Annotated in this window: 29 protein-coding genes and 1 tRNA gene; 6 read left to right on the forward strand and 24 right to left on the reverse strand. The window is 64.2% G+C overall.

Going from position 1 to position 22,011, the window contains the following annotated elements; genetic code table 11:
• Window positions 1–63: 63 nt before the first annotated feature.
• The 9 genes from CRP45_RS35295 to CRP45_RS33370 all read right to left on the reverse strand — a co-directional run bounded on the left by CRP45_RS35295 (window position 64) and on the right by CRP45_RS33370 (window position 4,323).
• Window positions 64–390, reverse strand: a complete 327-nt coding sequence (locus tag CRP45_RS35295; RefSeq protein ID WP_097245841.1) for an HNH endonuclease — start codon at window positions 388–390, stop codon at window positions 64–66.
• On the reverse strand, window positions 387–788 hold the full coding sequence (locus tag CRP45_RS16740) for a hypothetical protein (protein WP_097245842.1): 402 nt from the start codon (window positions 786–788) through the stop codon (window positions 387–389). Before CRP45_RS16740 ends, CRP45_RS35295 begins: the two co-directional genes overlap by 4 nt.
• 30 nt (window positions 789–818) lie before the next feature.
• The gene (locus tag CRP45_RS16745; protein ID WP_097245843.1) at window positions 819–1,106 is read right to left on the reverse strand and encodes a hypothetical protein; all 288 of its coding nucleotides are present in this window, start codon (window positions 1,104–1,106) and stop codon (window positions 819–821) included.
• A 226-nt stretch (window positions 1,107–1,332) separates the two neighbouring features.
• Window positions 1,333–1,491 (reverse strand): hypothetical protein, encoded by a 159-nt coding sequence (locus CRP45_RS33870; RefSeq protein WP_179830898.1) that lies wholly within the window; start codon window positions 1,489–1,491, stop codon window positions 1,333–1,335.
• Window positions 1,492–1,877: 386 nt separating this feature from the next.
• Window positions 1,878–2,189: a WhiB family transcriptional regulator gene (locus CRP45_RS33360; protein WP_143861461.1), complete on the reverse strand. Its 312-nt coding sequence runs from the start codon at window positions 2,187–2,189 to the stop codon at window positions 1,878–1,880.
• A 433-nt stretch (window positions 2,190–2,622) separates the two neighbouring features.
• On the reverse strand, window positions 2,623–2,970 hold the full coding sequence (locus CRP45_RS16750; RefSeq protein WP_097245844.1) for a hypothetical protein: 348 nt from the start codon (window positions 2,968–2,970) through the stop codon (window positions 2,623–2,625).
• The gene (locus CRP45_RS33365; protein WP_143861462.1) at window positions 2,967–3,680 is read right to left on the reverse strand and encodes a hypothetical protein; all 714 of its coding nucleotides are present in this window, start codon (window positions 3,678–3,680) and stop codon (window positions 2,967–2,969) included. Before CRP45_RS33365 ends, CRP45_RS16750 begins: the two co-directional genes overlap by 4 nt.
• 32 nt (window positions 3,681–3,712) lie before the next feature.
• Window positions 3,713–3,976: a hypothetical protein gene (locus tag CRP45_RS16760; RefSeq protein WP_097245846.1), complete on the reverse strand. Its 264-nt coding sequence runs from the start codon at window positions 3,974–3,976 to the stop codon at window positions 3,713–3,715.
• Window positions 3,973–4,323 carry a hypothetical protein gene (locus CRP45_RS33370; RefSeq protein WP_143861463.1) on the reverse strand — a complete coding sequence of 117 codons (351 nt, stop codon included), beginning with the start codon at window positions 4,321–4,323 and terminating at the stop codon, window positions 3,973–3,975. The genes CRP45_RS16760 and CRP45_RS33370 overlap by 4 nt, the downstream gene beginning before the upstream one ends.
• Window positions 4,324–4,652: 329 nt before the next feature.
• Between CRP45_RS33370 and CRP45_RS16765 the strand changes: the two genes are divergently transcribed.
• The gene (locus tag CRP45_RS16765) at window positions 4,653–5,414 is read left to right on the forward strand and encodes a hypothetical protein (RefSeq protein WP_097245847.1); all 762 of its coding nucleotides are present in this window, start codon (window positions 4,653–4,655) and stop codon (window positions 5,412–5,414) included.
• 16 nt (window positions 5,415–5,430) lie between these two features.
• On the opposite strand, the gene CRP45_RS33375 is transcribed toward CRP45_RS16765, so the two are convergent.
• From CRP45_RS33375 to CRP45_RS16785, 7 genes are all read right to left on the reverse strand, one after another.
• Window positions 5,431–5,637 carry a hypothetical protein gene (locus tag CRP45_RS33375; protein WP_143861464.1) on the reverse strand — a complete coding sequence of 69 codons (207 nt, stop codon included), beginning with the start codon at window positions 5,635–5,637 and terminating at the stop codon, window positions 5,431–5,433.
• Entirely contained in the window at window positions 5,634–6,944 is a 1,311-nt protein-coding gene (locus CRP45_RS16770; RefSeq protein WP_245910172.1) for an AAA family ATPase, read from the reverse strand. Before CRP45_RS16770 ends, CRP45_RS33375 begins: the two co-directional genes overlap by 4 nt.
• Before the next feature lie 4 nt (window positions 6,945–6,948).
• Window positions 6,949–7,182, reverse strand: a complete 234-nt coding sequence (locus tag CRP45_RS33875) for a hypothetical protein (RefSeq protein WP_179830899.1) — start codon at window positions 7,180–7,182, stop codon at window positions 6,949–6,951.
• 2 nt (window positions 7,183–7,184) lie between these two features.
• A complete protein-coding gene (locus CRP45_RS33380) occupies window positions 7,185–8,237 on the reverse strand; it encodes a helix-turn-helix domain-containing protein (RefSeq protein WP_143861465.1) in 1,053 nt (350 codons plus the stop codon).
• The gene (locus CRP45_RS33385; protein ID WP_143861466.1) at window positions 8,234–8,521 is read right to left on the reverse strand and encodes a hypothetical protein; all 288 of its coding nucleotides are present in this window, start codon (window positions 8,519–8,521) and stop codon (window positions 8,234–8,236) included. The genes CRP45_RS33380 and CRP45_RS33385 overlap by 4 nt, the downstream gene beginning before the upstream one ends.
• Window positions 8,522–8,640: 119 nt before the next feature.
• Complete coding sequence (locus tag CRP45_RS16780) at window positions 8,641–8,979, reverse strand: hypothetical protein (protein ID WP_097245850.1); 339 nt, start codon at window positions 8,977–8,979, stop codon at window positions 8,641–8,643.
• Between the two features lie 141 nt (window positions 8,980–9,120).
• A complete protein-coding gene (locus CRP45_RS16785; RefSeq protein ID WP_097245851.1) occupies window positions 9,121–9,372 on the reverse strand; it encodes a helix-turn-helix domain-containing protein in 252 nt (83 codons plus the stop codon).
• A 232-nt stretch (window positions 9,373–9,604) separates the two neighbouring features.
• Here CRP45_RS16785 and CRP45_RS16790 point away from each other — a divergent pair, with 232 nt between their 5' ends.
• Window positions 9,605–9,817, forward strand: coding sequence for a hypothetical protein (locus tag CRP45_RS16790; protein ID WP_097245852.1), 213 nt, complete (start codon window positions 9,605–9,607; stop codon window positions 9,815–9,817).
• Between the two features lie 334 nt (window positions 9,818–10,151).
• Here CRP45_RS16790 and CRP45_RS16795 read toward each other — a convergent pair whose 3' ends face one another.
• On the reverse strand, window positions 10,152–11,354 hold the full coding sequence (locus CRP45_RS16795; protein ID WP_097245853.1) for a tyrosine-type recombinase/integrase: 1,203 nt from the start codon (window positions 11,352–11,354) through the stop codon (window positions 10,152–10,154).
• An 87-nt stretch (window positions 11,355–11,441) separates the two neighbouring features.
• Between CRP45_RS16795 and CRP45_RS33880 the strand changes: the two genes are divergently transcribed.
• A tRNA-Asn gene (locus CRP45_RS33880) sits at window positions 11,442–11,539 on the forward strand.
• A 970-nt stretch (window positions 11,540–12,509) separates the two neighbouring features.
• On the opposite strand, the gene CRP45_RS16800 is transcribed toward CRP45_RS33880, so the two are convergent.
• The 4 genes from CRP45_RS16800 to CRP45_RS33885 form a co-directional block, all read right to left on the reverse strand.
• Window positions 12,510–14,045, reverse strand: coding sequence for an FAD-binding protein (locus tag CRP45_RS16800; protein ID WP_097245854.1), 1,536 nt, complete (start codon window positions 14,043–14,045; stop codon window positions 12,510–12,512).
• A gap of 101 nt (window positions 14,046–14,146) precedes the next feature.
• Complete coding sequence (locus CRP45_RS34955; RefSeq protein ID WP_281256200.1) at window positions 14,147–14,281, reverse strand: hypothetical protein; 135 nt, start codon at window positions 14,279–14,281, stop codon at window positions 14,147–14,149.
• Window positions 14,282–14,476: 195 nt separating this feature from the next.
• Window positions 14,477–16,030 (reverse strand): acyl-CoA carboxylase subunit beta, encoded by a 1,554-nt coding sequence (locus CRP45_RS16805; protein ID WP_067790910.1) that lies wholly within the window; start codon window positions 16,028–16,030, stop codon window positions 14,477–14,479.
• Window positions 16,031–16,099: 69 nt separating this feature from the next.
• On the reverse strand, window positions 16,100–16,456 hold the full coding sequence (locus CRP45_RS33885) for a hypothetical protein (RefSeq protein WP_218841152.1): 357 nt from the start codon (window positions 16,454–16,456) through the stop codon (window positions 16,100–16,102).
• A 194-nt stretch (window positions 16,457–16,650) separates the two neighbouring features.
• Between CRP45_RS33885 and CRP45_RS16815 the strand changes: the two genes are divergently transcribed.
• Together CRP45_RS16815 and CRP45_RS16820 are read left to right on the forward strand one after the other, a co-directional pair.
• On the forward strand, window positions 16,651–17,238 hold the full coding sequence (locus CRP45_RS16815) for an SEFIR domain-containing protein (protein WP_097245855.1): 588 nt from the start codon (window positions 16,651–16,653) through the stop codon (window positions 17,236–17,238).
• A 1-nt stretch (window position 17,239) separates the two neighbouring features.
• On the forward strand, window positions 17,240–17,785 hold the full coding sequence (locus tag CRP45_RS16820; RefSeq protein ID WP_097245856.1) for a hypothetical protein: 546 nt from the start codon (window positions 17,240–17,242) through the stop codon (window positions 17,783–17,785).
• A 38-nt stretch (window positions 17,786–17,823) separates the two neighbouring features.
• Here the strand turns inward: CRP45_RS16820 and CRP45_RS16825 are convergent, their stop codons facing one another.
• Genes CRP45_RS16825 through CRP45_RS16835 form a run of 3 tightly spaced genes read right to left on the reverse strand, consistent with a single transcriptional unit; the run spans window position 17,824 to window position 19,569 of the window.
• Complete coding sequence (locus CRP45_RS16825; protein ID WP_097245857.1) at window positions 17,824–18,714, reverse strand: tetratricopeptide repeat protein; 891 nt, start codon at window positions 18,712–18,714, stop codon at window positions 17,824–17,826.
• 22 nt (window positions 18,715–18,736) lie between these two features.
• Complete coding sequence (locus CRP45_RS16830) at window positions 18,737–19,129, reverse strand: hypothetical protein (RefSeq protein ID WP_097245858.1); 393 nt, start codon at window positions 19,127–19,129, stop codon at window positions 18,737–18,739.
• Window positions 19,130–19,149: 20 nt separating this feature from the next.
• On the reverse strand, window positions 19,150–19,569 hold the full coding sequence (locus CRP45_RS16835; protein ID WP_097245859.1) for a hypothetical protein: 420 nt from the start codon (window positions 19,567–19,569) through the stop codon (window positions 19,150–19,152).
• Between the two features lie 126 nt (window positions 19,570–19,695).
• Here CRP45_RS16835 and CRP45_RS16840 point away from each other — a divergent pair, with 126 nt between their 5' ends.
• Window positions 19,696–22,005, forward strand: coding sequence for a helix-turn-helix domain-containing protein (locus tag CRP45_RS16840; protein WP_097245860.1), 2,310 nt, complete (start codon window positions 19,696–19,698; stop codon window positions 22,003–22,005).
• Window positions 22,006–22,011: the final 6 nt, after the last annotated feature.

The following is a 22,011-nucleotide window of genomic DNA, read 5'->3' on the forward strand; positions in this document are numbered from 1 at the left end:
GAGTCTCCGCACGCATAGGTCCGCCTGCTATGCCCCTGGGGCGAGCTGGGGGCCGGTAGGGGGTCATCCCCCCAGGGTGTTGCGACGTGGTTGCTGGCCGGGGTGTGTCTCCGGTGGCCGGCGACCGCGTTGGTGCCGGTCACGGAGTGCTGCAAGTCGTTCGGCTTCGCTCTTGGCGTCGTGGTGCGGCTTGCAGAGCGTTTGCCCGTTGTCGAGGATGGTTTTTCCGCCGCAGTAGACCGGTGTGATGTGGTCTGCCTCGACGTCTCCGGCGCCGGCGCGGCCTTGGTAGCCGCACTGCTGGCAACGGTATTCGTCCCGCTGGAGTACGGCGCGCGCCCATCGGCGGTGTGCGCTGGTGCTGGTCCGGCCGGATCCCCAGCGGCTCATGGGGTGTCGTCGGTGTCCCGGTTGGGCCAGTGCTGCGGATCGGTGGTCGTCAGCAGCCCTCGGTCTACGAGGGTGTCGACGATTCGTTCGGCCATCGCGTAGTGGCGTTCTTGGGGGACTTGGCCTAACTCGTCCTGGACGAGGCGTGTGGCGATGCACTCGATGGCGTCGTCTGCTGGCGTCGTGTCCTCGTCGCCCGGTGCAGGCTTGCCGTGCTCGGGGATGACCTTGACATCGTTGGTGAAGAACGTGACAGTCACCTGACGAAGTTCGCGTGGGTCGGCGAGCGCGTTGAAGGTGGGGCCTCCTTGGCTGATCAGCCAAGGGAATTCGGTGCCGTCGATGAACAGCTTTCGCTGTGCAAGATCGAGCGTCACGAGGTCGGGCAGGTGGGGCATTGGTGTCCGCCTAGGTGGTGAGGTGTCGGTCTATGTGGCCCGCGGGCGCATGACCGTGTGTTCAAGCTCTTTGGCGTAGGTGCGCCAGTAGATCCAGCCGAGGTAGGACCACGCGAAGGCGATCTGTCCGAGGCTGCCGCGTACTGCGTCGTAGGGCCAGGTGCCGTATGCGAGGCCGCTGCCGATCCACAGGACGAGGTTGAGCGTGCTGATGCCGGCGAGGATGGCGGCGCCGATGACGAGGGTTTGCACGCCCCAGGTTTGGCGCTTCCAGATCTGGTGGAAGCTTGGCCGCTGGGATGGTGTGACGGCGATCATTCGATGTCAACTTCGTAGTCGAATACGAGGACGCCGCGGGCGCCGGTTATGCCTGCGATGTCCTGTTCCTGCCATTGGCTTGTGCTGATCTCGCCGGGTTGGCAGCGGTCGAAGACGAGGAGGTATGGCGAGTTTGTGGCTTCGCCGAGGTGTGTCATGGGTAGTTCGACAACGCGCATTCGCATGGGTGAATCTGCCAAGGTGAGGAGTCCTGTTCGGTTGCGGTTCAGCCGATGTGGATGGCGACGTGGGCTGTGGTCGCGGCCTGTGCGGCTTCTTCGGTCTTCGGGTTGCCGCGTGGTCGTCGTGTGGCTTCGTGGGTGTCCTGCGCTGAGGTGGCTGCGTCGAGGACGGCTTCGTCGTTCTGCGGCTGTGTGCGGGTCATCAGGCGATCAGTTCAAGGATGGCGAGAATGACGCGGATGAAAAGTGTGACGGTGTCGAGGTCGACGCTCATTTGTGCGGTCCTTTGTAGAGGTTCACGCCGACTCGGGTGAGCAGGCGTTGTATGAGGTGGACGATGAGGGCGTCCAAGCGGTCTGGCAAACGCATTGTTCGCTCTGGTGTCTTGTCTTCTAGTCGTCTGAGTCGTCGTCGGTCAGGATTTCGATGGCGCCTATTGGATTGGCTGCCATTGCTGACCAGATGGCCGCGACGAGGTCGACGGTGGATATTTGGGGTGGCGGTGGGGTTTCTACTTCGATTTCGAAGAGCCATGCCTTGAGGCGAAAACGCAACCGGTTCCCCTTCCGTGCGGTCGGGCCGGGGCGGCTTACGCGGCCTTCAGTTGCCCTCTTGAGGCTTCTTCGATGATTTGTCCGCCCCAGACGCCAGTCATGTGCTCGCCGGTTTCGTTGGTGAGGGTCTGGTGATATTCGCGGCACATCGCTCGGAGGGGGCAGGCAAAGCAGAGGCCCTGGGCTTTCCGTAGTCGGGCTTTCTGGTCTGCTTTGGATTCGTTTTCGATCCGGTAGTCCCAGAGTGTGCCGTGGTTGGCGCGTGCCCATTGGTGGTGTTTGTCTTGCCGGCATATGGCGGTGGCCCAGCGGTCGCGGCGGCGGCGTGTGGTGATTGCGGAGGGCATCGCTGATCCTTTTTGCGCTGAGGCGCTGTGGTGGTCGGCGTTTGTTCTCACGCTACCGTCGGCGTCTAGTTGGGTTTTCCTGGCGACGCCAGAAAAAAGTTTAGTGATTCCGGTCACATGTGCCGTCCGGGAGCGCTAAACGCTCACCGGACGGCACATTCGGGCCGACTCAACGGAGTAATCCATCGAGTCGGCCGCCCTCCTCACCCAGGAGAATCAACCGCTTCAGTAAGACTGTCGGGCGGCGTATTGGAATGGCTCGAAGGCGCGAAAATAGCCGCTCTAGCAGCGGTGATGTGTGTACGCTGAGCCGAATTCGAACGTTGAATGCCCTCGGTGGTTCGCGGTGCCGCGTGTGTGCTTACCGGATTTTGGGTAGCGTCTGCCAAGGCGCTTTCTAATTGTATCAGAAGATTCTGACGACCCGGCGCTGTCAGCCGCGTTTTCGGCCTTCCGCTTCGACGGCGAGGACTTCTGAGACAAGGAATTTGGGGCGCCGGGGTTCGCCGCGGTTCGTGAGGCGACCTTTCGACGACCAGGCGTAAAGGGTCGCGGCAGGGATTCCCCAGAACTCGGCGATGTCGCGCGGGCTCAGGATTGCTTCAAGGGCTGCTTCGACGGCCTCGGGGGGCAGTTCGGTTGGGGCTATCCACCGTTGGCCGCATTGGCGGGCCATCTCGTCGAGCTTCGAGCATCGTTCGGGGTCGACAGCTCGGAGGGCGTTCCGGTAGGCGCGCGCGATCTCCCGCGCCCGCTCCAGGTTGTTGCGGTGTCCGGTCATGCCGCGGCCAGTGGATTGTTGAGCCTCGCGAAGTCGTCCTGCTCCCAGGTGTTTTGACAGCTTCGGCAGTGGATTCGGTGTTCGTGAATGTGGACGAAGAGGGTGCGGGCGGCGCAGACGTGGCACGTTTCGCCGTTGAGGTAGGACTTGGAAGCCTCGGTGAGGCCGAGGATGCTACGCGTCCGCCGGTGGTAGCCATCGAGGCGCAGCACCGCATCGACTCCGTCGAGGGCTTCACGCCCGAGGTGGTCGCCGCCGTCAGGGTGCGGCAGCAGCGCGGAGAAGACGTGGACGGGTTGGTCGATGAGTGTGCCGAGCCGCGTGGAAAGCGCTGTCACACAGCGCTCTACACGCCGCTGTGCATCGCGGGGGAGGTTGTCGTTGATGTCGGGGTCGAGTCGCAGCGCCCACCGGAACGTCTCGTCGTCGATCGCCGACATGAGTGCGTGGGCTTCGACGTTGATCGGGATGGATCGTCCAGGGGTTCGCCGGACCTTGGGCGCGCGGCGCCTGATGCCGGTGGGGTTGGTGGATGCTTCGGACAGCAGCCGGAAATCGTCTGGGAGGGAGCGGATTGCGGCGAAGCACGCTTCTTCGCATGGATGGCATAGGGTTCGGGGGCGTTCGACGCCGGCGGCGTGCCATTGGCCGTTGGGTGTGCGTGTGCGGCCTTGGCAGCGGCGTCCTTGCTGGCACTGGTGGTCTTCCATGCGCGCTCCGGTGGTGAGTTCAGGGAAGGGGGTCAGGCTGCGCGTTGGCAGATGTCGCAGTTCGCGACGTGTTCGGCGTGTTCGAGTTCGCGTGGCGGTAGGGGTACGTCGATGCGTCGGTAAATGATGTCGTGCAGGTCGACGTTGAAGGGCACCCAGTGCACTTTGCCGTATCCATTTGCGTGGACAATTCGGTAAGCGTCGATCTCGCGGGCGCAGGGGATGACGGTGCTGCCGCCGTGGTCGCCGTCAGCGACGATCCACACGCCTGTGAGGCTTGGGGGAGTGTTGTTCACGGCGTGTGCTCCTCATAGGCGCCGATGATCCATTTAGAGATGTTCTCGGAGATGCCGAGGCCAGCCAAATGGAAGGAGACTAGAAACCCTCCGAGTGTTCCGAGGGTTGTCGCGTAGTCTGCGGGTCCGGCGATGACCCAGTACCCGTATGCCACGTGGAATTGACCGGGAGCTGTCTCCTCGATGGTGAATGCCGTTTGCTTGCGGCCGTTGAGTACGGAGGCTTTCCAGCGCAGTCTCCAGAGTTCTGGCCAAGTCTCGTCGAGTGCGATGATTGGATCGCCGATGGCAGCGGCGCGCTGTACCGTGCTCCAGGCCGGTTCGGCAGCGCTAGCGATTTCTGTCATTTGGTTGTGTCCCCTTGGGTGGTGAGGCCAGGTTGCTGGGCGGTGACTTTCTCGCCGTGGCCGGTCAGATTCGGCTATTCCTGAAATGTCCTGGCACTATCTGATCTTAGTGAATTAGTCAAGTCCGAATTAGCGACTGCGGATTTGCCGAACCTCTCCGTGACACTTAGAGTCGAGGACGTCGTTAAGGATGCTGAACCCCAACGACGATTACCCCAACGGCGCCCCGGATCCTTCGCACGAGGATTCGGGGCGTCGTCGCGGTCCTCGCCCCTCTGGGATGTGAAATCGGGTGGCGCGGTCGGCGTGCTCGTTCTTATGATCGACGGATGTCAATCACGGGGATCGCCAGCGCGCGACACAAGCTCGCGCGGGCCATGCATCACATCGCTGATCTTGATGAACAGGTGGGTGCGTTCACGAAGGCCAATCCGATCGAGGTCCACGCCTTCTGGGAACCAAGCCAGACTCACCCCGGCGAAGTGGACTGCCACATGATCGCCCTGACCGAGCCCCCGGAGGTGCCGGAAGAGTGGTCGCTGATCACAGGTGATGCACTGACATGCATGCGTGCAGCTCTCGATCATTCCGTGTACCCGCATGCACGGCAGTTCCCGACGTTGACCGCGCGCACCAAACCCAACGGCGATCTGATCACGATCAGGCAGGCCCACTCCGCTGCGGTAACCGACGTGCTTGAGAGGAATCAGCCCTACCATTCGCAAGCGCCGCATCATCACGCGATTGCAGTTTTGGCGGCGCTCGTGAATACGGATAAGCATCGTCAGCTTCTCGTCACGAACGGGTTCGCAGCGCAGGTACTGATCAAGCAGTCAGATAAGTACGTCATTACCTATGAGGATCCACAACAAGGCGAAAGCCTCGCAAAAGGTGACGTCCTGACGCGATACAGGCTTAAGCCGACCGGTATTGGTGCCACTTCGTTCGAATACCACAAGTACTTGCAAACTGAGCCAGCTATCGACCTCCCAAACACGACTGACTATCGACCGCTGATACCGCTCCTGCGAGATATCCACAGTAGCGTCAGCGAAATCGTTGACAAACTCGCGGAGGCAGGACTCACCTAGCTCACGCTCTGCGTCATCAGATCTCGTCGCCTTCGGGGAAATGAACCCGCTCGGCATCGAGTAGCGTCGACGCCGCGTTGTATGCGGCGTCGTCGCCATGCAGCAATGGCATCACGTCCTCGGCGCGGAATATCGGCGGCTTGAGGTGTGGATACCTCCGTGCCCAGTACTCGACGACTCCGACGATCACCGGCCCTGCGCACGCAGGTGGCTCGACGCTCACGTGGCCACCCGCAATCGCACCTCGTCGTAGTATTCGGGGTCGGCGGGCATCCAGGGCAGATTGACCCCGTACTGCAACTTGGAAGGCCACTGTCGTTCCTCACGCGATCCGCGCCAGGACACGACATCGACCTTCTCGGCGCGGGCTTTGCCGGGGTCGTCCGGGGAACGGAGGAGCCCGAACCCGAACTCGCTCCACCGTAAGAAAACGCTGGATCCGATGGGTGCCATGTTGCGACGGCCATCCGAGTTGTTGGCTTTGCCTGCGTGCGCTTCGGTGAGGAGCGCGAAGCCATAACGTTCGCGGAGGCCGTCTATGACCCAGGTGATTTCGCGGGCAGGCTTCTCTTCGTTCGGGTTTTCGTGGTGCAACTTGTACAGCGGGCCGAGGAGCAGCAGGTCGGGGGCGAACGAAGAGATGGTGCGGTCGAGCCATGCCGTGTCGGCACCGGCAAGCAGGTCGATCCCAGCAGGCCGAGTCACGAGGGACATGTGGTCGTCCCAATCCATAGGCGACAAGCCCTTGTCGCGGCGGAGCTTGTCGACCTTCCCCATGATCGTGTTGAAGCGGCGGGCCGATTGCTGGGGGCTGTTCTCGCAGTCGATGACGAGGACGCGTGAGTGGTAGTTGCCGCTGCCGAGTTGGTGTCCGGTGAAAGGATGCAAGCTTGCGGCCAGAGTGCATGCGATCTGGCTGCAAGCCCAAGTTTTCCCGCCGCCTTCCATTCCCGTGAGCACGATGCGATCCATGCGTTCGAGCAGGCCGGGCACAAGCCAGTCATGATCGTGGGATACGGAATTGAGGAAGCTGGAGATCCCCATCAGTGGCTCGAACTCCAGTTCGCCCACGGCCCGCTCTGCTATGTCGAGTCCCCGCCTTGCGTCGCGGATGTGAGACAGGATGTCGCCCCGGTCCACTCCCGTCTCAAGTGAAGACTGGGTGCGTTGAGTGAGTCGTTCGCCCGTACCGTTGAGCGTCCGTGCCGCCGACAGGTTCTTGATCGTCTGTGCATAAGTGGACGCGGAGACCGCTTGCACGCCCGACATACCAAAGCAGTCGATGATGAAGTTCGGGGGGATTCTGCCGGGGACCAGGCCGCGGCTCCCGGCTTCGATGAGCACAGCTGTGGGATCGATAGTCTTGCCGGAGCGCATCATTCCGGCGATCACGGCAGCGATGTCGCGGGCCTTGCGGTCGAACCAGTCTTCGGCACCTACTGCAAGGAAGATGTCGCGGACCTGGTCGGGGGATTGCAAGGCGACAGCAATAAGGGAGTATTCGGTGGTGGTGTCATATCCGTTGCTCACGGTGTTACTCCTGCCAGAATCGACGGCGGCTGCCGCGGATGGTCTGTGTGATATGGCCGGGACGAATCCAGTCGTTATTCGCGGCATAGTGCGCGATGACGGCATCTATGGCCTCATCGTTGGTCCATTGGGCGTGGACGGCGGCGGCCAGCCACGCTGTGACCATGGCTTCGCCGACCTCGCGGCTGTCGTAGGTGCCAGCGAAGGTGAGTAGTGCTTCGATCTCGTCTCGGGTCATGACTAGGCGGCTCCGAGTCCAGGGGTGGGGCGGGGAGATTCGAGTTGCAGCGCGACCGAAGGATGGGTTGTGCGCTCGATGAGGCGATCGTTCAGTGCGCGGAGGGCTGCGGGGTCGCCTACTCGACTGGCGTTCTTGAGCGTTCGCTGATCGAGCTTCGTGAGGGCGGGAGCGGGCGGGTCGATCCACTGCTTCCAATGCCGGTCTTTCAGCCACCGTGCGAGCTGAGGAACGAACTGACGCTCGGGGGAGGCAAGCCGCTGCCTAGTCACGGGATCGGCCGCAAAGTTCCTGATGGCTTGCAAGAGCATGGGGAGGGGGACCAAACGCTTTTCAAGGGCAGCCTCGAAAACCTTCCGCCCTTCCTCGTAGCCGCCCGGCTGAGGATAGTCGTGGTACGCCTGGTCGTAGGGGTCGACGATCTCTGCCTGATGCGTCGCTTCGGTCACCGGGCCGACCGCAGCAACGAGCGGCAGTTGCGTGGGGAGTTCAGTACTTGGTTCAGTACTTGGTTTAGTAGTGGGATTGTATGAAGTCAGCTTCATACCCCTACGGCAGGATTCTTCATACCCCCCCGTAGGATTCTTCATACCCCCACGGCAGGATTCTTCATACCCATCGGCCGGAGGGGCAGAAGGATTCTGTTCATCACCGGCAGCGGCTTTCGCTTTCGCTTTGCGCTTGTCGGCCGCAGCCTTCTTGCGTGCGGCACGCTCCGCATTGTGCTTCTTCTTCGCCTCTTCATAGGTCTCGGTGCGGACCCAATGGATTGGGAGGTCGTAGACAATCGGCCGCTCATCGGAGGGAAGATGAGCGGTGGCCGCCTGACTCGGCGACTCAACGAGCAGGCCCGCATCCTTCAGTGCCTTTACGTGATTCGCGACGTTACGCTCTGAGCAGCTGAGGCCCCAGGCGATCCTGTAGAGCGCAGGCCACGCCCCACGTCCGTTCGCGTCCGCGAAATCCGCGAACTCGATGAGGACCGCCTGGGCTGCAACGCTCACCAGATTCTGGGGAATTTTCCAGCGAGCCCACTCCGTTGCTTGCCGGCTCACGCGGCGGCCTCCTTTGCCTCGTTGGTGTGAAACTGGTGGGCGTAACCGAACCGACGGCGAGTGAATTCGTCGTCGCTGAAGCTTCCGGTGAGCACGCGGGCGAGCGCCTGCTTAACCGTGTGTTCCTCAGAGGTTTTGGGCTCGCCGCGTTGGCTGCGAAAGTTTGGATGCAGCACGACATACGGGCGTCGCTGATCGTCATCGGGGACAATGAGATCCCCGATGTGACCTGCGCGAATGAATGGCGTAGCGGGGGACTTTCCGCTATCATTGGAGCTGAGCACGGCTCTCCTGGACATTCAGTTGTTCAACGGAATTGGTCTCCCGCGGTAGCGGCCGGGAGACTGGAATCTCGAAATGGTCTGGTGCGCGAGGGCAATCGCGCACCAGACCATTTCCTTGATTAGTTGTCGCTGTCGATGGCAAGCCACATCTCGTCGGACAGGTTGGGCGGGCTGCCTTCGTAGGCGAGGTGGCCCGCGTAGGCGATGAGTTCAGCGAGGTGCCGGGCGGTGCAGCCCGTAGCGATCTCTATCGTGATGCGCCGGTCGGCGTCGGTCTTGATCCGGGCCGCCAAATAGAAGGCGGTGCCGTCGATTTCAGTCGTCCGGCGTGGGCCTTCGGGGCGGTTGACGATGCTGATACCGGCGATCAAGATTTCATCTTCCGCGTGGATGCCGGGCGTCGGCATCTGGACGGTCGCGAAACCGGCTGCGTCGGTGCAGGGTGCAGTGGTGGCCATCGTGTGGTTTCTCCTGAGGAGGGGTGCGCGACTGCGCAAGGTGAGGGTGTGGACCGCGCTGCGTCGGCGCGAGTCCAGGTGTGGCGCTGCCGAGTCGGAATCGAAGAGGTGAAGCGGCAGCGTGAGATGTGGCGCGTTCCGCTAAGCGGCTTCGACCGGACGCGTCTTGGCGTAGGACTCCAACTCGTCGTGGTCGAAGAACACGCGCCCGCCGTCGACTCGGGCGATGATTTCGCCCCGTTCGCGGAGACGGTCGAGTTGCCGCGGGCTGATGGCCAGCAACGCCGCGGCTTCAGCCTTGCCGTAGCGAATGCGGGGGCGCTGGGTGCGGCTCGGGGGTTCGGTGAAGCGTGCGGCTATGGTGCGGCGCGGACGGGTCAGAGTAGGGTGCATTGTGGCGCCTCCGATAGGTGGGGTGCTGATCTCGCCAGCGGGGCGGCATCTGTCTTTGGTCGGATGGGATGCCGCCCCGTTTGCTGTTCATCTTCGCTTGGGTAACCGACACTTGCGGTGCCTGTCGTGGCCTGTCCGGTGTTGGCTTGCCGTGGCGATGCTGCAAGTATGCCAACCCCGTTGGCATTAGCGCAAGTGGTTTGGCCAAAGATATTGGCCTAAAATTAGCCGCATGGGCACAGACGGCGACACCGACGACCTTGATCGAGCGCTCGCTGAAGTCGCGCGCGCAAGGTTGCAGTTCGTGGCTGCTGAGGAGCATCTTCGGCAGGTCATGCTGGAGATGCTGCGCAGCGGGAAGCGCGGCGTACAGGCCGAACTGGTCCGCAGGACTGGATGGAGCCGCGAGTACCTGCGCCAGCTCGCGCGCGAGCACGGCCTGTAGGTCGCTGACCTTGAATTGCATCTTCTTGAGCACGACGTTGAACTTGTGGACGAACACCCGGTCCGACGACGGACCTCCTCGGCGATCTCCTTGACGCTCTTCTTCTCATCCGCGTTCAGTACGGCCAGGCGGCACGGACGATAGAACCATGTTCTGTGCGTGCGCGTAGGCGAGTCGTTGAACGCGCTTTCGCGTTTGCGTACCTACAGCGCACTGTTGATGATGTCGTTGTTGTGCAGGAACTTCTCAACTCCTCGACGATGCGGCGAGGATCAGCTTGTACGCGTGGTCGACGGCGCTGGCCGATTCCAGGGTCCGCGAGAAGTCCGCATGCTTAGCCTAGCTCCAGCAGTCCGTCCAGGTTGCCAAGCGCCTTACGGGCGAGCGACAGGTCGACGTGTGCATAGATGCGCTGTGCGGCAACGGAGGAGTGGCCCATCACCTGCATCCGGACGGACTCTTCGACGCCGAGTTCTTGCAGCAGCGTCGCGGTGGTGTGGCGCGCGTCGTGAAGGCGTACGTCCGGGACGCCCGCACGCTTCAGCGCCTCGTGCCACCAAGTATTGTCGTACTTTTGGGGGATGGGGTTGCCCTTCGCTGTCACCCACACCAGGCCGTATGGGTTGGGCGGGGCGGTCTTCTTGTACTCCGCGAGGATCGCGGCGAGCGGTACGGGCAGGGGGGTGAGCCGCTTCGAGCGCTCGGACTTCGGCCGCTTCAGCGCGAACTTTCGGTAGAGCGGACGGATTTCATAGCCTGGCGGCACGTCGAACCTGTCGGGGTCGTCGAGCGACGCGCCCGGTTTGGTCGCCATCGTCTGCAACTGCCAGCTGAGATCCACCGTGAGCGCGTCCAGGTCGAGGCGGGACCACTCCAAGCCCAACAACTCACCTTGCCGGGCGCCGAGCATGAACGCTGCCGCCCAGCGGGTGACCATCGGGTCGCCCGCCTCCATCGCGGCGAGCAGCACCTTGCGCGCGTCATTGGACTTGAGCGCTTGGCCGGACACCTTCGGCGCTGCCTTGGGTTTCGGGATGTACTCGACCGGGTTGGTGCGGACGCCGATGTTCTCCTTCTTCGCGTCTTCCATCGACTTGCGCCACACGAAGTGAGTCAACTGCACCATGCGCCCCGACCATCGCTCACCGACCCATTTCAGGTTGCCCCGTACGACTGCCGGCGTGACTGGCAGGGGCTTGGTCTTGCCGACGTAGGGCAGGATTTGGTTGTCGACGATCTGCTTATAGCCCTTGTACGTCTTCGGTTCGGTGTTGGGCTTAACGATTTCGTCAACCCAGTAGGTCAGCCATTTTTCGACGGTCATCTTGGCCTGTGGTGTGAACGTTCCCGATTCGATCTCCGTGCGCAGGGCGCGGAACTTCTGCATCGCGATTGCCTTGTCGGAACTCGATACGGTGGCGCGTCGGCTCTGTCCGTTCTCGTCTTCATATGTGACGGCACCGATCCAGAGGCTGTCTGCCTTGCGTTGGTAGAACGCGCCTTCGCCGCGGGGGCGGCGACGTTTTTTCGGTGGCATATGCGCTTCTCCCCCTTGTGGGAACTGTAGCTTAACTGTAGCATACGATGGTCTAGACGCGGCTAGACGCGTCTAACCGTAAACGTATCCCTACCAGGCTTTATCGGAGAATTGGGCAGCTCACGCCAGGCCGCAGCAGCCGACTGTTAATCGGCAGGTTTCTGGTTCGAGTCCAGATGGGGGAGCCGAGAACGGCCCCTGACCAGCGCTCAGCGTACATGGTCAGGGGCCGGATTCGTTTCCAGAGCGCGAAAAGCGCCGAAAAGTCTCCCAGAAGTCGCGTCCTGTTCGTCGACCTCGCGATCTCGCCCGCTGTGGCCGAGCCTGGTCATGACCGAATTGTGGATCACCGCCGCGGCGTCGTGCCGCCCGCGAGCCGTGTACTAGCGCTGAGCCATCGCCGGATCGGCGTGTTGCGGCACGTCCGCAGCGAGACGCGCCGAAGTCTCCAGCGCAGCTGCATCACGGACGTGCTGTCAGCGGTCGATCAATTCTCCGGTTCCCAGAAAGATCCAACCGAGTAGCAGCAACGGTGAGAGCGCTGCTGCGAGGGCGAGTGGCACCGACATGCCTATCCCTAACGCGATCTCACCCTGCCACAACGATGTGCCGGCGATGATGACTCCGATGATCCAGGTCGCCACGGGCACGGCACGGAGTGCTGACAGCCAGAAGCAATAGCCGGTGTATGTCGCTTCCCGGCCGACAAGCCATGCGTCTGCTGGTCAACACTTTGAGCGGGCCACCGAACTGGAACACGAGCCCCGCCAACACAAGCAGCAGTGGGGAGGCGCCCACCAGAAATCCCACCCCGAAATCTCTCATCCACCGAGAGTCGCAAGTGACACAGCCGACGTCGAGATCGTCCTCGAACGACCACGCTGGGCAGACCACTGCCCGGTAGCCGGACTCGGTCTTGGTCCAGCTCCTAGCAAGTGAGGCCTTAGCCGTTGGTGCGCACGATGGTGCAGCAGAACGTGATTCGCGCATTCCGGCCGTCGGCCGATGTGCGGGCCTGGTCGAGCGCCTCAGGATCAACGTGCGAACGGAGTTGCGCGTGCGTGGATGGTCTTGCGAGCGGCCAGATCTTGGATGGTTCCAACGAGATCAGGAACGAGCTGATCGGCCGGGAGCTGGCGCCTCGGTACCAGCCCTTCAGTCGCCCAACATGTTCCGCACTGCCAAATGACTGAACAACATCGACGCGCCGATCGGGTTGCCGCCTCCGGGATAGGTGGTGCCGCTGACCGCCGCCATGGTGTTGCCCGCGGCGTAGAGGCCCGGGATGGGAGCTCCGTTTCGGTCGAGTACCCGGGCGGCGCTGTCGGTGCGCAGCCCGCCTTTGGTGCCCAGATCGGAGATGCCGAATGCGGCGGCGTGGAAGGGTCCCTGGTCGATCGGGACCAGCGGCGGTTCGCCATTGGAGAAGGCGCGATCGTAGGCTTCGTCGCCGCGGCCGAAGTCGGTGTCGACGCCTGCGGCGGCCATCGTGTTGAACCGTTCGACGGTCGCGACCAGCGCGTCGGCGGGGACGCCGATCTTGTCCGCGAGTTCGGGCAGCGTGTCGGCGGTATGCCAGAGGCCGGCGGCGACGTACTTCTCGGTCTCCACCATCGAGACGTTGGTCGCTTTGACCGGGGGCTGCTCGCCTTCTTTGTGGTCGTAGATCATCCAGTAGGGCAGGGTGATCGAGCCCTCCCGCAGCTGCCGGATCACCTCGCGACCGAGCCGGTCGTAGGGTGCGGACTCGTTGACGAATCGCTTGCCGTCCTGGTCGACGAAGATGCCGCCGGTGAACCAGAGTGCGAATGCCGAGCGGCCGTCGGGGTGGGTCAGCCCGGGCGACCACCACGCCTGGTCCATTAGGTCGACGTCGGCGCCCGCCGCGATGCCCGCCTCGTGCGCCAATCCCTGATTTCCCCACGGGCCCATGGTGTCTCGGGCCTCGCCCGGCACACCGTAGCGTCGGCGCATTTCGTCGTTCTGCTCGAAGCCGCCGGTCGCCAGCAGCACTCCGCGTCGGGCGCGGATCGCGAGCCGTTCGCCGTCGCGTTCGATCAGCGCGCCGAGCACCGCACCGTCCTCGACGACCAGTTCGATCAGCGGCGAGTTCAGGTGCAACTGGACGTGCGGGTAGGTGGACAGTGCCCGCAGGAACCGGCCGATGAGCGCCCGGCCACCGATCAGCACATCCGGGGACGGCGCGCCGAGCCGGTCGGCGTCCAGCGGTCCGCGCAGCGACTGACCGAGCTCCCCGAGTTCCGCCGCGGGGAGCGGTGTGGGCATGGTGTGGCGCAGTCCGTCGAGACGGGCCTTCGGCGCCTTGCCGAAATAGTCCGGCCAGGGCAGAACCTCGAACGCGAAGTGGTCGTCGGCCTCGAGGTATTCGATGAGGTCGCGGCCACGGCGGACATAGGTTTCCTGTAGTTCCCGCGGGGTCCGATCGCCGACGACGGCATGGAAGTAGGTGAGCGCGTCCTCGATGGTGTCGTCGCTGCCCGCTCGCCGCAGTACGGGGTTGCAGGGGAACCACACTCCGCCGCCACCGGAATAGGCGGTGGTGCCGCCGAACTTGTCGGTCGCCTCGACGACCGCGACGCTCAGTCCCTCGCGGGCCGCGGTGTAGGCACCGGCCAGACCGCCACCCGAACCCGCGACCAGCACATCGACTTCGTCGTTCCAGTCCACCATTGTTTCCTCCCGTGCCACCGTGTTCCCGTCGACGCTAGGCCCGATCGCCTCGACGGGAGGGCCGGTATCCCGGTCATCGGAAAGGCACAGCAGAGAAGGCCTCAGGCGGCGAAGATCTCGTCGAGTGCGCGGCGGCAGGCGCGGCAGAGCTCGATATCGGCGGGCACACTGCCTCGTCGGCGACGAGGTCCATCCCCGTACATCCCGAACACGATGCCGTGACTGTAGATGGGCACGCCGACAAGAACTTTCGACCACAGGGCCGACTACTGAACCGGGGGTCGTCACAGGTTCCGGTCAAGGGCCTGAGTCCGGCGCACTACCGGCTCCGACCCTTGCCACTCGAGCTCCTCCGGCCAGTCCGGCTCCAGGGTCGAATTCATGACCACGATGGCTCTGCTGTCACCGACCGGATGAGCGGTTCGGGTGGATCACATCGGATACACCGGGTGCTTGCGCGGGTTGAACTCCGGCTTCACCGGCGGCTTGTCGCGCAGCAGGCGCAGCGCGCGGCGGATCTCCAGGCGGGTGGTGTGCGGTTCGATGACCGCGTCGATGTAGCCGCGTTCGGCGGCGATCCACGGGGTGGCGATCGTCTCGTTGTACTGGTTGACCATGAACTCGCGCGCCGCCGCCCGATGCTCCTCCGGCACCGCCGCCAGTTGCCGCCTGCCGATGAGGTCGACCGCGCTGTCGGCGCCGATCACCGCGATCCGGGCGGTCGGCCAGGCGAAGCTGATATCGGCGCCCACCTGCCGGGCCGCCATCATGCCGTAGGCGCCGCCGTAGGACTTGCGCACGACGAGGTTGATGATCGGGACCGTCGCCTCGATGATCGCGCGCGGGACCCGCCCGCCGCGGATGATCACACCGTTGGCTTCCTGCTCGAGCCCCGGCAGCACGCCGGGGGTGTCGGCGACGAACACCAGCGGGATATTGAACGCGTCGCAGAGCCGGATGAAGTAGGTCGATTTGTCCGAGCAGGCGGCGTCGATGGAACCACCCAGCACCAACGGCTGGTTGGCGATCACACCGACCGGATATCCGTCGACCCTGGCGAATCCGGTGATCAGATTCGGGGCGAACGCCTCGCGAATCTCGTGGAATTCACCGTCGTCGAAGATCCGCAGCAGGATCTCGTGCATGTCGTAACCGGCGCGGTCGGAATCCGGGATGATCTTGTCGAGCTCGCGATCGGACGCGGTGATCTCCGGCTCCAGACCGGGGTTCACGATCGGCGGTTGCTCGAGGCAGCTGGTCGGCATGTAGCTCAGGTAGTTGCGGGCCCAGTCGTAGGCTTGCTGCTCGGTGTCGGCAACGTAGTGCAGGGTGCCGCGCTCGGCCTGGACCTTGGCGCCACCGAGCTCCTCGGCGGTGATGTCCTCACCGTTGACGGCCTTGATCACCTCCGGCCCGGTGACGAACATGTAGGAATCCTTGGTGCCGATGAGCACGTCGGTGTTGATCGGCCCGTACACCGAACCCGCCGCGCACTTGCCGAGAATGATCGACACCTGCGGCACATACCCGGACAGTTTCTCCAGCACCCGGGAGATATCGCCGAACGACGCGATCGAACCGACCGCGTCCTGGATACGCGCACCGCCGGAATCGTTGATCGTCACCACCGGGCACGCGTTGTCGAACGCGAGTTGCAGCGCCCGCATGAACTTGCGGGCGGACGTGATACCGACCGACCCGCCGTACACGGTCTGATCGTGGGCGATCACCACCACCGGACGGCCACCGATCAGACCGCGACCGGTGACCAGCCCGTCACCGTAGAGAGCGTCCGGCTTGTCGGGCTGACGAGCCAACGCACCGGTCTCGACGAACGTTCCGCGGTCGAGCAGCATCTCCACACGCTGGCGAACGCTCGGAATGCCCTTCTTCTCCCGCTTGGCGACGCCGGCCTCACCTGCCGGTTCCGCAGCGATCGTCAGGATCTTGACCAGTTCATCGAGCTTCGCCTGGGTACCTGCCACGCTCGCTGCCACCTTTCCAACCAACTGTTGTGCCGTCGCGACGTTAAGCGGTGTCGATAACGGAAGGTGTCATTGAACCGGATATCGGGGATAAGTCACAGTCGAGGCCCGGCACACATCGCCTCCCGTCCAAGAATCGAACCCGGGCAACCGCGCGCCCAGCATCCGCGCTCGACCGGTGAGTTCGCGCTGCGCAGCGTGGATCAGCTCGACCAGTTCGACGCGTACGCCGCCGTCGCCGAGGTCGCGCCGCGCCCCGCTGCGGATGATCGCGGGCAGCGAAGCCGAGATCAAGGGCTTCAGCGAGGGCGCCGCCGCACGCGTGCAGTCGGTGTTCGTGTTCGTGGCGTGGCCGCCCACCGCGCCACGAACACGCGCGCTGAGTCGTTGCCGAGTGTATGCGGAAGCACCGATCCGTGCGGCCAAGGTGGCACACGAAGAAGCTGAAAAGCGCTGGAATACGCTGAACTCCGAACCGCTCACCGGCACGGATCGCCGAATTACCATGGGCCTGCGGGACGATCGCCGGATCACTCCTTCACCGACCTTTCGCCCGCCTCGGGGCCGATCCCGTCCCCGGGCTTCCCCGCAACCGCACGAATGGTGCATGGGAGATCGATATGCCCACGATTGGCCAGCCCGGCGATCCGATCGAACCGGTCGAGGTCCCGCTTCTGCTCACCGGCGGCAGCCGTTGGATAACGGCGGAGCCGAGCCGAATCGCCGTGGGTACCTTGCGAATGCGCAGCTGGCAGGTCTTTCCGGTGCAGCCGCCGCCGCGGGTCTTCGACGTGCACATGGACCGCTGGGATCTCGACCGGCGACGGAATTGGTATCAGTGGGCGATCGAGCAGGTCACGAAGGCGGACTTCGTCCTCGTCATCGCGTCGCCGCGTTGCAAGCAGGTGGCCGACGGTCACGGCGATCCGAAGAGCAACCGCGGCATGCAGTCGGAAATCCTGCTGCTGATGGAGCAGTTGCACAGCGATCGGGAGACCTGGTCACGCAAATTGCTGCCGGTGGTACTGCCCGGCAGGTCTCCTGACGAGATCCCACTCTTCCTGGCGCCGCAGACCGCCGATCACTACCTCGTCCAGGATTTCACCGTCGAGGGCGCGGACGACCTGCTGCGGGCGGTGACCGGCCAACCCGCGTACCTCCGGCCTTCGGTGAACCCCGTGGTGGTGCGCCTTCCGACGCGAGGTTGAGATGACCACCGTGGTGATCTCCTCGTGTGTCGCCGTTTTAGTCGCGATTTTGGCGTTCGGCCTCAACCAGCGAGGCCTGATCCTGCAGGAGCGGCGGCACTTTCGCCTCACCCGTGTCAGCAGCCAGCTGGCCGAGTTGTACGCGCCACTGCGCGCCCTCGTCGAAGTCAACGAGGAAGTGTGGGAGCTGCTTCGGAGGTCCCACCTGCCCCCGCGGTCGGCGCGCACCTTCACCGTCTCGTCTCCGGAATGGCGTTGGTGGCGCGATCACATGCTGATGCCGACCAACCGGGCGATGCGTGATCTGATCATCGAGCACGCCGACCTGCTGGAACCGGAAATGCCGGAAGCGTTGCGAGCCTTCTGCGCCCACGTCGCCTCCATGGAGGTGGTGCTGGCCGCCGAGGCCGACGGCGTCAAGCGTCCGACCTTGGTTCGCCATCCCGGCGACGCCTATGTCCGGCACGTCCGAGAGACGTTCGCGAGTCTCGAAGCCGAGCGACAGCGCATGCTGAACACCCGGCGCGGTGGCCGATCGGTTCGGTGAACGAGCGCCGTTCCCACCGATCGGCCCGCGCGCGAACCTCAGCTGGACCTGTCCTGAAGACCGGTTCGGCGGACGCTCTCGGAAACCTGGCGGCGCATCCACTGCCAGCCCGCCATCCGGTGCCGCCGCACATAGAGCACGACGATCCCGGCTCCCAGCAGTACCGCGAGGAAGCCGAGTCCGCCGTTACCCGCGGCGATCCCGATCAGGAACAGCGTGATCGCGACACCGGTCCCGAGCAGATACGCACCCATGTGGTCCGATCCGTACCACTGCACCCGGGTGGCCCGGTCGGCGAGCCTGCGGATCTCATCGACTTGTTCGCGAGCCTCATCGAACTCCGGTCCGGACAGATCCAGCGAGTCGAGCCGGGCGAGGCCCCGGCGCGCATGCTCGAGTTGCGCCGCACTCGTGATCGCGCGACCGCCGTCCGCGAGCTCGCTCCACTGCTCGGTGATCGATTCGGCGACGGCCACCGCGAGTCCCTCCCTGAAATACAGGTTCGAGGGGTTTTCCCGCACCGCATCTTCGTAGATCGATATCGCCGTGTCGAGATCATCGACATACGTGTTCGCGATGCCGACGGCGTAGAAGGGATTGGCCGGATCGAGTGCTTTCGCACGCGAATAAGCTTCGCGTGCCCGCCGCCAATCCGTTTCGGCGCAGCGCACGTCGCCGAGGGTTGCGTAGAACTCCGCGACGTGCGGACCCAACCGCACGGCCTCGTTCACCTCGAACAACGCATCGGCCCGTTTGTCCAAGCGCAGCGAAGCCCGCGCGCGAATATGCCACGCGACGGCGTTGTCCGGTTGCCGGTTCGTGGCCTCCTTGGCCGCCATGTGGGCTTGGACGTCGTCCCCACTGTCGAGATATCCCTCGGCGATCGCCGCCCAGTCGCGGCTCCCGCCGAGCGCGGGCTGTAGTTCCATCTCGTATTTCCTTCCACTCGAGCTAGAGCGCTTCGATCTTCTTGATCAGCTGGCGCCGTTTGAAATAGACGCGATCGCAGCAGCCGACAATGCCCATGCGCTGGGACCACGCCGACATCCAGGCGGCTACAGTCGTATTGCCGTTGTCCAACGCGGCGACATCGATCGAGACCACCGGCCGCCGCAATCCGGCAGAGTTCAATCCGAAACCACGCGCCTGGAAGTTGAAGTCACCGGGACCGTCCACGCTGCGCCACCAGACGGAACCGAAATGGTCGATGATGGTGTCCGTCACCCGGGTTCGAGGCGCCTTCGCGTGCGTATCGATCTGATTCTTCGCCGCGATGCTCAGCACGAATCCGGCGACAAGGCTTGCCACGAAAGCGAAGCCGATGACGATGAGCAGAAATTCCATGATTGTCTCCCGTTCACCGATCAGCCGGTGGTGATGTCCCGGACCAACTTGTTCCTTCCGCTGGTGCGGCAGAACGCCTCCGCGGACAGCTTGGTGGAGGTCACGTTTGCGCGGCTCGTGTCCTGTCCGGTGGCGCGCAGGTAGTTCTCGATGATGGTGTTCTTGGCCGCTGTATCCGCCGCGACGAAGTCCTTGCAGGTGGTTTCGCCGCCGCCGGCGTTGGCGCCCCTCGTGGGTGCTGCGACGGACGAGGTAGCCGCCGTGGCCGGGGTCGCGGTGTCGGACGAGTTCCCGCAGCCGGTCAGCGTGAGCGCGCCGACGGCCGCCAACGCGGACACCGTCAGTGCGGCCACACGAAACATCTTCGGCGGGAACGGCAATCCGAAGGCGGGCATTTCGGCAAATGTGGGACGGTGCGGAAATTCCTTGTACGGGTTCATGATCGACTCCTTGTCGTACCTATTGCGGTGCCAACTACTGGATCACGACCGATGCCCCAATCCTCTGGACGACTGGAAAGCGCTTGAATACGCTGCACTGTGGCCGGAGGCGTGTGGAGGTGAGCGGTGGCCGAGAAGGAGCCGAGCTCGGCGGATGCCGACGCGCTGCAACGGGAATTCGTTACCTCGCTGAACCGATCGATCTTGCGTGCGGAGAAGCGCAGCGGATCGGTGAACCGGGCGAATCTGGCAAAGCGGTTGAATGTTTCGACGGGTAGCGTCTACGCCTACCTCAACGGTAAGACGCTGCCCAAGTCGGACGTATTCGACAAATTGCTCGGCGAACTCGATGTCGTCGGCCCAGATGCGGCACTCTTGGTGGCTTTGCGCGACCGTGTCGAAATAACCAGGCGCACAACCAAAGACAAGACGACGTCAGGATCGCCGCGTCCGCTCGCACCGGACCTGCCGCGGGACATCGTCGTGCTCGTCGGCCGAGATCTGCCGTTGACCCGAATCATCACCGCGATCGGCGGCGGACCCGACCAGGGCGCCACGTGCGTGGTGTCCGGTCTCGGAGGAGTCGGCAAGACCGCGCTGGCGGTGCGTGCCGCGCGACGGCTGCACGAGCAGTTTCCCGGCGGCTGCCTGTTCGTCGACATGCGCGGGTACGCCGCTGCGGATCCGGTGCCGTGGTCGGACGCCGCACGGAAGCTGCTACGGCAGGCGGGGGTGTCGGCGCGGTCGATACCCGCTGACCCGGAAGAGGCGGCGGCGCTGCTCCGAGAGGAACTGCGCGACAAGCGAACTCTGCTGATCTTGGACAATGTCATCGACACCGACCAGATCAGGCCGCTGCTGCCCGCCGAAGGACCCAGCCGGGCGCTGATCACCAGCCGAAGCAACCTCAACGGCCTCGACGACGTCGTGCACGTGCGGCTCGACGCGCTCTCGGCGCAACAGTCGGCGGGTTTGGTTCGCGAACTCACCAAGGATCTTCCGCCGGACCGGAGACCGGACGAACGGCAGTTGGCGGAGATCGCACGGCACTGTCACGGTCTGCCGGTGGCGATCCGGATCGCCGCGGCCATGGTCCGCTCCGAACCGTGGCCTACCGCGGTACCCGAGGGCGGCGCGGTGGGCATCGAGGTGTTCTACGACGGTGACCGGGATCTGGAAACTCTCTTCGAATACTCGGTGCGGCGGCTCGACCCGCAGCAGGCGCGAACTTTCACCCTGCTGGGCGCTCACCTCGGATTCGACTTCGACATCGACGCGGCGGCGGCGCTGACGGGTGTCGATCGGACGGCGATCCGCAAGATCCTGCGCCACCTCGTGGAGGTCAACCTGCTGGAGTCCAGGAGTGCCGGGCGCTACGGATTGCACGACTTGGTAAGGGCTTTCGTCCAGCGTCGTGCCGCCGCGACACTGGGGCGGCACGAGGTCGTCGAGGCGACCACGCGGGTCGTCGATCATTATCTGGCGAAGGTCGACGCCGCGGATCGGGCGCTCACCCCGCACCGGCATCGCGCGGGCATGACCCCCGCGACGGTCCCGGTCGAGGTGCTCGGCTACGACGCCGCCATGAGGTGGACGACCGCCGACCGGGACAACCTGATTGCCGCGACCCGGGTGGCCTACGACCTCGGTCGTGACGAGCAGTGCTGGCAGATCGCCTTCGCGCTGCGGGGTTTCGCGTTCATCACCAACGACATCGACCTCTGGGTGACGGTGCATCGGTGCGCGGTGGCCGCGGCCGAGCGGGCGGGGAATCGGTACGCCGAGGCGGTGATGCGCAACAACCTTGGGCTGGCTCTGCTGCGCCGAGGCGACCACGAGGAAGCCGAGGTCATGTACGAGCGGGCGCATAAGCTCTTCGCCGACATCGGCGACGGACACGGTGAGCACATCGCGCTGGCCCACCACGCCTGGGTGCACGTGCATCGCGGACAACTCGACGAGGCGCTGGACAAGAGCCTGCGCGCGCTCTCATACATCGCCGACCGGGGAACGGTGCGGAATCGGGCGATCCTGATGCGCGACACCGCCTCGATCGAGATCGCGCTCGGCCGATACACCGACGCGGTGCCGCGATTGATCGACGCGCTGGGGCTCTTCGCGACCCACGACCTGCGTATCGACGAGGCGATGGCATGTAATGCGCTCGGCGAGGCGTATCGGCGACTACGAGCGCTCCCGCAGGCGTACGCGGCCTTCGAGCGCGCCGCCGACGTCGGCCGATCGGCGGGCAGCGTGCTCGAGGAGGCACGTGGTCACGAGGGGATGGGTGTGATCGCCGCTGGCCGGGCGGAATGGTCTGCGGCACAGCGCAATTTGATCTGTGCCCTCGCGGGCTTCTCGAAGCTGCACGACGGCGCGGGCAGGCGGCGGGTACTGGCCGAACTCGAACGGCTCGGTCCCCGCCACGAAGGATGACCGCGC

The sequence above is a fragment of the Nocardia amikacinitolerans genome, assembly GCF_900215415.1.
Classification (GTDB): domain Bacteria; phylum Actinomycetota; class Actinomycetes; order Mycobacteriales; family Mycobacteriaceae; genus Nocardia; species Nocardia amikacinitolerans.

Bases quoted from the DNA above. Each gene is read 5' to 3' on its own strand.
- CRP45_RS35295 (WP_097245841.1), bottom strand. From the start codon at position 390: ATGAGCCGCTGGGGATCCGGCCGGACCAGCACCAGCGCACACCGCCGA.
- CRP45_RS16740 (WP_097245842.1), bottom strand. From the start codon at position 788: ATGCCCCACCTGCCCGACCTCGTGACGCTCGATCTTGCACAGCGAAAG.
- CRP45_RS16745 (WP_097245843.1), bottom strand. From the start codon at position 1,106: ATGATCGCCGTCACACCATCCCAGCGGCCAAGCTTCCACCAGATCTGG.
- CRP45_RS33870 (WP_179830898.1), bottom strand. From the start codon at position 1,491: ATGACCCGCACACAGCCGCAGAACGACGAAGCCGTCCTCGACGCAGCC.
- CRP45_RS33360 (WP_143861461.1), bottom strand. From the start codon at position 2,189: ATGCCCTCCGCAATCACCACACGCCGCCGCCGCGACCGCTGGGCCACC.
- CRP45_RS16750 (WP_097245844.1), bottom strand. From the start codon at position 2,970: ATGACCGGACACCGCAACAACCTGGAGCGGGCGCGGGAGATCGCGCGC.
- CRP45_RS33365 (WP_143861462.1), bottom strand. From the start codon at position 3,680: ATGGAAGACCACCAGTGCCAGCAAGGACGCCGCTGCCAAGGCCGCACA.
- CRP45_RS33370 (WP_143861463.1), bottom strand. From the start codon at position 4,323: ATGACAGAAATCGCTAGCGCTGCCGAACCGGCCTGGAGCACGGTACAG.
- CRP45_RS16765 (WP_097245847.1), top strand. From the start codon at position 4,653: ATGTCAATCACGGGGATCGCCAGCGCGCGACACAAGCTCGCGCGGGCC.
- CRP45_RS33875 (WP_179830899.1), bottom strand. From the start codon at position 7,182: ATGACCCGAGACGAGATCGAAGCACTACTCACCTTCGCTGGCACCTAC.
- CRP45_RS16780 (WP_097245850.1), bottom strand. From the start codon at position 8,979: ATGGCCACCACTGCACCCTGCACCGACGCAGCCGGTTTCGCGACCGTC.
- CRP45_RS16785 (WP_097245851.1), bottom strand. From the start codon at position 9,372: ATGCACCCTACTCTGACCCGTCCGCGCCGCACCATAGCCGCACGCTTC.
- CRP45_RS16790 (WP_097245852.1), top strand. From the start codon at position 9,605: ATGGGCACAGACGGCGACACCGACGACCTTGATCGAGCGCTCGCTGAA.
- CRP45_RS16795 (WP_097245853.1), bottom strand. From the start codon at position 11,354: ATGCCACCGAAAAAACGTCGCCGCCCCCGCGGCGAAGGCGCGTTCTAC.
- CRP45_RS16800 (WP_097245854.1), bottom strand. From the start codon at position 14,045: ATGGTGGACTGGAACGACGAAGTCGATGTGCTGGTCGCGGGTTCGGGT.
- CRP45_RS16815 (WP_097245855.1), top strand. From the start codon at position 16,651: ATGCCCACGATTGGCCAGCCCGGCGATCCGATCGAACCGGTCGAGGTC.
- CRP45_RS16820 (WP_097245856.1), top strand. From the start codon at position 17,240: ATGACCACCGTGGTGATCTCCTCGTGTGTCGCCGTTTTAGTCGCGATT.
- CRP45_RS16825 (WP_097245857.1), bottom strand. From the start codon at position 18,714: ATGGAACTACAGCCCGCGCTCGGCGGGAGCCGCGACTGGGCGGCGATC.
- CRP45_RS16830 (WP_097245858.1), bottom strand. From the start codon at position 19,129: ATGGAATTTCTGCTCATCGTCATCGGCTTCGCTTTCGTGGCAAGCCTT.
- CRP45_RS16835 (WP_097245859.1), bottom strand. From the start codon at position 19,569: ATGAACCCGTACAAGGAATTTCCGCACCGTCCCACATTTGCCGAAATG.